Source organism: uncultured Campylobacter sp. (assembly GCF_937949835.1).
Lineage (GTDB): Bacteria > Campylobacterota > Campylobacteria > Campylobacterales > Campylobacteraceae > Campylobacter_B.
Genome location: NZ_CALEDC010000088.1, coordinates 1 through 3,024 on the forward strand (window position 1 = coordinate 1; position 3,024 = coordinate 3,024).

Sequence of the window (3,024 nt, forward strand, 5' to 3'; positions counted from 1 at the left end):
TTTATCACGTAAGCGACGCGCGCCCCTACGGCGGGGCGTATCTGTACGACGTGTACTCGCTGTATCAAAACAAGGAGATGAGCGCGGATTTTGAGACGTGGTTTAGCAAAAACTACGAGGATCAGGCGGAATTTGCCGAAATTTACGCAGATATTTTGCGCGAGTTCGAAGAGGAAAAGGCGAAATTTAACTACGCCGATTTCAACGACGTTTTGCTAAAGATGCGCCATGAGCTGCGAAAGGGCGCGCCGCTTCGGTTTGATGAAATTTTAGTGGACGAGTATCAGGACACGAACTCGCTGCAAGGAAGCCTCATCGATGCCTTTGCGACGAAAAGCCTTTTTTGCGTCGGCGATTTCGATCAGAGCATTTATGCCTTCAACGGCGCAAATATCGACATCATCGGCAGCTTCGGTAAGCGCTTTGCAGACGCTAAAATTTACGCGTTGAATATCAACTACCGCTCAAGTTCGGCGATTTTGGCGCTTGCAAATCGTGTCATCGCGAACAATCCGCGCCTTTACGAAAAGAAGCTGATCGTGGGCCGCGAGGGAAAATTTAGCGCGCCTAGGCTGCATGTTTACGACGATACGGCGGCGCAATACGCCCACGTAGCCGCACAGATCGCACAAAGCGGCACTCCGCGCGAAAAGATCGCCGTCATCTTTCGCAACAACTCCAGCGCCGACGGCGTCGAGGTCGCGCTTAAGGAGCTCGGTATCGGCGCGAAGCGAAAAGGCGGCGTGAGCTTTTTTGAAAGCCGCGAGATCAAGGCCTTTACGGACATCTTCGCGATGATAATAAACCCAAAAGATATGATGGCATTTATGAGCACGTGCGAATACGCAAGAGGCGTCGGCAGCGCGCTGAGCAAGGAGCTTTTCGACGCGCTAATCGCGCTTGGACACGGAAGTATTCACGCAGGTCTTTTGCGCCCCGACGAGAGCGTTAAAATTTTTGAAAAAAAGAGGAAAAACTATCAGCTTGGGCTTTTTGACGATGTGGACATCATCGGCTCGGTATCGCGCTTTGAAGCTTTGGAATTTGACGAGTTTTTTCGCTCGCATCCGGTGCTAAAACATAATAAAATCACCGAAGGCGGCGCCGTATTTTTGCACGAAATTTATAAAATTTTTAAAAAAAGCGGCTCTGCTGCAAGGTCCGCTACGCTGATTTCGCAGATCAAAGACTCGCGCCTTTTCGCGCTTGTGGCGGATTTCATCGCGACAAAGCGCGCAACGCTGAAAAACGGCAAGATAGACGATGAGCGCAAAAAGGATGAGATCTCCCGCATCTACGATAAATGCGGCATTTTAGAGCAGATCGCGGGCAAATACGCGGATCCGCAGAGCTTTTATAACTTCATAACTCTGGGCGCAAAGGAGATGAGCGAGGGCGAGGGGGTAAATCTGCTCAGCGTGCACGCAAGCAAGGGGCTTGAGTTTTGCAGCGTCTATCTCATCGATCTGGCGCAAAACCGCTTCCCGAACCTCAAGCTAATGGCGATGGGCGGCAGCCTGGAGGAGGAGCGGCGGCTATTTTACGTGGCGGTCACCAGAGCGCGCGACGAGCTGGTGCTAAGCTACGCGAAATTTGATAAGATCAGAAAAGTTAGCTACGAGCCGAGTTGCTTTTTAAGGGAAGCGGGGCTGGTGAAGTAAGGCAAAATTTTGCTCGCTAAATTTTAAATTTCATTTAAGCGCATTTGACGGATCGTTTGGGTAAGAATTTTACTCCTCGCGTACGTCCGACGCGCCGCCGCCCTACTTCTTTACCGGATTGCTTAGTAAGAATTTTGCAGCGCGATTTTTATAAATTTTGCTATTTGTAAATTTTGCGGCGCGGACGTTGCGCGATATTTTGCAGCGGGCTAAAATTTGAATTTTTGATTACGCTCTGCCGCCGTGTTTTATACATCGCGGAGCTCAAATTTTATTTGATAAATTTCAAAATACCGCAAATTCCACGACGAGTTAAAATTTTAAAGCGCATCAAATTTACGGCGCTGCGAAATTTAAAATTTCACTACGTATTGCGCACACTGTAAAAATACGCGCCCTGCCAAATTTATTGGCGCGACGGAATTCCGAGCGGCGACAACTCGCATATTTATAAATAGATTTCGCGTCGCGTAAAATTCCATTGCAGTTAAAGCTTGCTACCGATGAATTTATCGCCGCACAAATATACTATCCCACGCAAATTTAACGCGGCACAAAGCAGCCCTTCGCCGCGTAAACTCACAGCGTATTAAATACCCTATCTCCCGCATCTCCGAGGCCCGGCACGATATATTTTTGCTCGTTTAATCTCTCGTCGATCGCCGCGGTAAAAACCTCGACCTGCGGGTAGATCTCGCTAAATCTATGAAGCCCCTCGGGCGCTGCGATGATGGAGATAAATTTGATCTTTTTAACGCCGTTTTTCAGCAGAAATTTCACCGCATCGATCGCCGTGCCGCCGGTCGCAAACATCGGATCGATGATGATTGCGGTGCGCTCTGCGGCATCTGCGGGCAGTTTGGCGTAAAAAAACTCCGCCTGCGCGGTCTTTTCGTCGCGCTGAAAGCCTAAAAACCCCACGCTAGCGTCGGGCATAAGCTTAAATACGCTATCTAGCATCCCCAGCGCGGCGCGCAAAATCGGGCAGATCATGATCTTCGTGGCGAGCTTATACGCGCTGGTTTGCGCCACGGGCGTATGCACGCTCACCTCGCGCAGCGCCAGATCGCGCGTGGCCTCAAACATCATCAGGTAGCTGATCTCATCGACGAGCATGCGAAACTGAAACGGATCGGTCCCCCGATCGCGCAGGATCGTGAGCTTATGCTCGATCAGCGGGTGCTTGATCAGCCTTACGTTAGGCAGCTCGCACGCGGTTTGGTACGTACAATTTTGGCTCTCACACATTTTCTCTCCTTAAATTTACTGAATTTTGCGCCCTTTGGGGCATTTTGATCGTATATTTTAGCGCGAGCTTTTGCACCATGGCGCTGAAATTTTGCCGATAACGGCAACGCGATTT

At 50.0% G+C, this 3,024-nt stretch carries 2 protein-coding genes; one reads left to right on the forward strand and one right to left on the reverse strand.

The window, feature by feature from the left end; genetic code table 11:
• Window positions 1–1,661 (forward strand): ATP-dependent helicase (locus Q0256_RS01945; protein WP_297959574.1); only part of this gene is annotated, 1,661 nt, incomplete at its 5' end.
• A 579-nt stretch (window positions 1,662–2,240) separates the two neighbouring features.
• On the opposite strand, the gene upp is transcribed toward Q0256_RS01945, so the two are convergent.
• Window positions 2,241–2,867, reverse strand: coding sequence for a uracil phosphoribosyltransferase (upp, locus tag Q0256_RS01950; RefSeq protein ID WP_295152335.1), 627 nt, complete (start codon window positions 2,865–2,867; stop codon window positions 2,241–2,243).
• Between the last annotated feature and the right edge of the window lie 157 nt (window positions 2,868–3,024).